General features: G+C 34.2%; 4 protein-coding genes. All 4 read left to right on the top strand.

Annotated features, from left to right (window positions below; genetic code table 11):
• Window positions 1-98 (top strand): M24 family metallopeptidase C-terminal domain-containing protein (locus RQ893_RS07820; protein WP_311482472.1); only part of this gene is annotated, 98 nt, incomplete at its 5' end.
• Complete coding sequence (uvrC, locus tag RQ893_RS07815; protein WP_311482471.1) at window positions 95-1945, top strand: excinuclease ABC subunit UvrC; 1851 nt, start codon at window positions 95-97, stop codon at window positions 1943-1945. The genes RQ893_RS07820 and uvrC, both read left to right, overlap by 4 nt.
• 3 nt (window positions 1946-1948) lie before the next feature.
• Window positions 1949-2950: an HPr(Ser) kinase/phosphatase gene (gene hprK, locus RQ893_RS07810; RefSeq protein WP_311482470.1), complete on the top strand. Its 1002-nt coding sequence runs from the start codon at window positions 1949-1951 to the stop codon at window positions 2948-2950.
• A gap of 289 nt (window positions 2951-3239) precedes the next feature.
• Window positions 3240-5344: pyruvate:ferredoxin (flavodoxin) oxidoreductase (gene nifJ / locus RQ893_RS07805; protein WP_311482469.1), on the top strand; the 2105-nt coding region annotated here is incomplete at its 3' end.

Here is a 5344-nt window from a genome sequence, read left to right as displayed (position 1 = left end):
GGGTAAATGCCTATAATAAAAAATGCTATGAACTTCTAAGCCCATACCTTGAAGGCCATGACTTAGATTACTTGAAAGAGAGCTGCAAGGAAATTTGAGCCGTAAACAACTTAATGAAAAACTAAAAGAACTTCCAGACAAACCTGGCGTATATATAATGAGAAATAGTGAAGGCGAAATCATTTATGTCGGCAAAGCTATCTCTCTTAAAAATAGGGTTAGGCAGTATTTTGATAACAATAAAAACAAGGGCGCAAAGGTGCTTGCCATGGTAAGCCATATAGCTGATTTTGAATATATAATAGTTCAAAATGAAGTAGAAGCTTTAGTTCTTGAGTCAAATTTGATTAAAAAAAATAGACCTAAATATAATATAGTTTTAAGAGATGATAAACAGTACCCCTATATAAAAATCACTAGGGAAAAATTTCCTAGAATCCAAAAAGTAAGACAAGTCTATAAAGATGGGGCTGATTATTTTGGTCCATATCCTGATGCTTATGCCGTAAATGATGCTATAGATTTATTCCATGATTATTATCCTTTTAGAACATGCAATTTGAATTTTGATAAGGGTCAAAGTCTTGATAGACCTTGTTTAAATTATTTTATAAAGAAGTGTAAGGGTCCATGTATAGGCACAGAAGATGAAGATAGGTACCTAAAAAATATTGATGATGTAAGGCAGTTTCTTGATAAGAAAGCTAGGACCATTTCTGATATGGTTCTAAAAAAAATGAACGAGGAAAGTGCCAAGCTAAACTTTGAGATGGCTGCCAAATATAGGGATTATTATAGGGCCCTTTCTATAATTTCTGAAAGGCAATATGTAACAGAAACTACAGGTGATGATGTAGATATAATCGCATTTAGTAAGGGTACTTCTATAATTGTAGTTCAAGTATTCTTTATGCGTAAGGGTCATATTGTAGACAGGGAACACTTTATAATCAAGAATGAATACGCTGAAAAAGAATCAGATATTATGGCTTCCTTTATAAAACAATTCTATTTAGATCTACTATTTATACCAAAAGAAATTCTTGTGCAAACTATGCCAAGTGACTTTGATTCAATTATAGAATATTTAAACCAAAAAAAGGGATCAAAGGTTAGCATCCATCAACCAAAACTCGGTAAAAAATTTGAACTTATCACTATGGCTGTTAGGAATGCTTACGACATGAGAATTAAAGAAGAAAAACGTCTTGATAAAAAAGAAAGAAATAAGTCTTCGGGTCTAAGCCAGCTAAAAGAAATTATTAATTTAGAAAAAATTAATAGGATAGAGGCTTATGATATATCCAATACTTCGGGAGTTCAATCGGTTGGGTCTATGGTTGTTTTTGAAAATGGTATTTCTAGCCCTAAGGAATACAGAAAATTTAAAATAAGAACTGTGTCAGGACCTGATGATTATGCATCATTAAAAGAAGTTTTGACTCGCAGGTTTATAAATGCCAAGAAAGAAATCGCTAAAGGAAGTACTCATACTGGTTTTGGCAGGTTGCCAGATTTAATTTTGATGGATGGCGGCAAGGGACAGGTATCAATTGCTAAGCAAGTCTTGCATGAGATGGATATTGATATAGAGGTAGCAGGTCTTGTAAAAGATGATAAGCACACCACCAGAGGAATAATTTATAACAATGAGGAAATTCCAATAAACAGAAAAGACCCAGTATATAAATTAATCTATGAAATCCAAGAAGAAGCTCATAGGTTTGCAATAAATTATCATAGGTCACTTATGAGAAAGACTATGAAAAAATCTGAGTTGGACGATATAAAGGGAGTTGGAAAAAAAACTAAGGCCAATCTTTATAAACATTTTAAAACTATTTCTAACATCAAAAAAGCTAGTATAGAAGAACTAATGGAAGTGCCTTTAGTAGGAAAGGAAGCTGCGCTTGAAATCTATAAATATTTCAAACTGAAAGGATAGTTTATGACAGAAGTTAAAAATATAAACGATAAAAGTGAAGAAATCATTGAAGTTAATTCTGGTGCTGGAAAAAAGACAATTAAACTTCATAAAGTAGTGGAGAATTTGGGGCTAGAAATAATAAGTGAGTCCACAGATTACTTAGATGTTGTTCTTGAAAGTGCGGATGTTAATAGACCAGGTCTTCAGCTTACTGGATACATGGAAGAATTCCCTTATAAAAGACTACAGATAATTGGTTCTGTTGAATATAATTACTTAACAAGTCTTGATAGTAAGATGCAATATGAGAGATTCAGAGGGATTTTGTCCTACGATATACCAGCTGTAATTTTTTCTTACAATAGGGAAGTAAATGAAGATATAGTTGACCTAGCAAGATATTATGATATCACACTTTTAAAGTCACCTGCTAAGACAACAAAGCTAGTTTCAGATATTTCTGATCAGCTTGAATACCTATTAGCCCCTACTACAAATGTTCATGGTGAACTGCTCGAAATTTTTGGTATTGGAGTTCTAATTATGGGTAAGTCCTCAGTAGGTAAATCAGAAACAGCTTTGGAACTTGTAACAAGGGGCCATAGGCTAGTGGCCGATGACATGGTTGACATAACTGCAATTGATAAAAAAATCATAGGTCAGGCACCAGAGAATATTAGGCATTTTATGGAATTAAGAGGTCTAGGCATAATTAATGTTCGTAGACTTTATGGATCTGGTGCTATTAAGAAACAAGCCCAAGTAGATATAGTTATAGAACTTGAACAATGGAAGGATGACTATGAATATGATAGGCTTGGAATTGATGAGCACTATATAGAACTCTTGGGGATAAAACTTCCTCACCTAGTTGTTCCAGTTAGGGCAGGTAGGAACATAGGGCTAATAATAGAGGTTGCAGCAATGAACCACAGGGAAAAGGCTTTTGGATACAATGCTGCCAAAGTTATGACTGATAGCATATTCCATCCAGAAAGACTTGATGATAACACAGAAAAATAGGAGCATGGCTCTTATTTTTTTGTGTTTATTTATGACGTTAAAGAAATAAAATTTTATTCAAATAAATTAAAAATATAGGCATATTTATTCACACGTCAATTATTTTAGAATGAATATAAACTCACTATTGGATTAAATACAGATGCGCTAACAACATGAGTAAACCATACAAATTAGCTGTGAATAAAAATTAAAAATATTTTTATTTGCCCTTGACAAAAAATAGATAATTAATTATACTTATAGTAGTGTTAACGATAATTGCTTATAATTATTTTAGGAGGTCTAGATGACAATTACTAGAGCAATGAAGACAATGGATGGTAACACAGCAGCAGCACATGTTTCATATGCGTTTACTGATGTAGCTACTATATATCCAATCACACCTTCTTCACCAATGCCAGAAAGCGTTGACGTATGGGCAGCAAACGGACGTAAAAACTTATTTGGTCAAGAAGTCAAAGTAAAAGAGATGCAATCAGAAGCTGGTGCAGCAGGAGCTATGCACGGTTCATTAGCAGCGGGAGCACTTACTAGTACATATACAGCAAGTCAGGGTCTATTATTAATGATTCCTAATATGTATAAAATTGCTGGAGAAAGATTACCAGGTGTATTCCACGTTTCTGCAAGAACTCTTGCAACTCACGCACTTTCTATCTACGGAGACCATTCAGACGTAATGGCTGCAAGACAAACTGGTTGCGCTATGCTTGTTTCTAACTCAGTACAAGAAGTAATGGACTTATCTCCAGTAGCTCACTTATCAGCTATCGAAGGTAGGTTACCATTTATTAATTTCTTTGATGGATTTAGAACAAGTCACGAAATTCAAAAAGTAGAAGTTTGGGACTACAAAGATTTAGCTACTATGCTTGATTATAAAGCTGTAGAAGAATTTAAAAACCATTCACTAAACCCAGAAAGACCAAAGCACATGGGTACAGCTGAAAAGAATATCTTCTTCCAAAGAACAGAAGCTAGCAACCATGCATATACAGATATAGTTGGAATAGTTGAAAACTATATGAACCAAATTAACGAAAAAATTGGTACAAACTATGGTCTATTCACATACTATGGTGCTGATGATGCTGAAAATATCATTATAGCTATGGGTTCTGTATGTCAAGCAGCTAGAGAAACAATTGATGTTCTTCTTAAAGAAGGAAGAAAAGTTGGTTTGGTAGAAGTTCACCTTTACAGACCATTCTCTAAAGAACACTTACTAAAAGCAATTCCTGCTACAGTAAAGAAAATTGCTGTTCTTGATAGAACAAAAGAAAAAGGTGCTGTTGGAAGCCCACTTTACCTAGATGTAAAAGCATGCTATTATGACGAAAAGCAAAGACCACTAATAATTGGTGGTATCTTCGGACTTTCATCAAAAGATACAATTCCTGCAGATATCAAAGCAGTATACGATAACCTTGATAAAGATGAACCAAAACACGATTTCACCTTATCAATTACTGATGATGTTACTAACAAATCTCTTCCAAGAGATGACTTCAAAGTTAGACATGAAGGTACAAGCAGATGTAAATTCTGGGGATTCGGTTCTGATGGTACAGTAGGTGCTAACAAACAAGCTATCAAGATAATCGGTGATAATACTGACATGTATGCACAAGGTTACTTTGATTACGACTCTAAAAAATCAGGTGGTTTAACAGTATCTCACTTGAGATTCGGTAAAGAACCTATCCTTTCAACATACCTATTAGACGAAGCTGACTTTATTTCATGTTCAAAACAAGCATACGTTAACCAATATGACCTATTAGCAGGCATTAAAGAAGGTGGTACTTTCTTACTAAATACTGTTTGGTCAGTTGAAGAATTAGAACAACACCTTCCAGCTAAGATGAAGAGAGTTCTTGTTGAAAAGAACATTGACTTCTACATCCTAGATGCAAGCCATATTGCTCAAAGCATCGGTCTTGGTGGAAGAACAAACATGATAATGCAATCAGCATTCTTTAACCTTACAAAAGTTATTCCAGTAGAAGACGCTGTTAGATTCCTAAAAGAATCAATAGTTAAATCTTATGGTCATAAGGGTGAAGACATTGTAAACATGAACTACAATGCAGTTGATAAAGGTCTAGAAGCTCCAATCAAAGTTGAAGTACCAGCTGAATGGAAAGATGCTGTTGATGAAGTTAAAGAAGAAAAAGAACTTCCAGAATTCATTAAAAACATTGTTAAACCAATGCTTGAACAAAAAGAAGATGATCTTCCAGTATCTGCTTTCGCAGGTATTGAAAATGGTGAATTTGAATCAGGTACAACTGCTTACGAAAAGAGAGGTATAGCTCTTAACGTTCCAGAATGGCAAATTGACAATTGTATCCAATGTAACCAATGTTCATACGTTTGTCCACACGC

Source organism: uncultured Anaerococcus sp. (assembly GCF_963510915.1).
GTDB lineage: Bacteria > Bacillota > Clostridia > Tissierellales > Peptoniphilaceae > Anaerococcus.
The sequence above is the reverse complement of the archived record's forward strand: the minus strand, read 5'-3'. Positions and strand labels throughout refer to the sequence as shown.

Excerpts from the sequence above, each read along its gene's own strand:
- hprK (WP_311482470.1), top strand. The coding sequence starts at position 1,949 with ATGACAGAAGTTAAAAATATAAACGATAAAAGTGAAGAAATCATTGAA.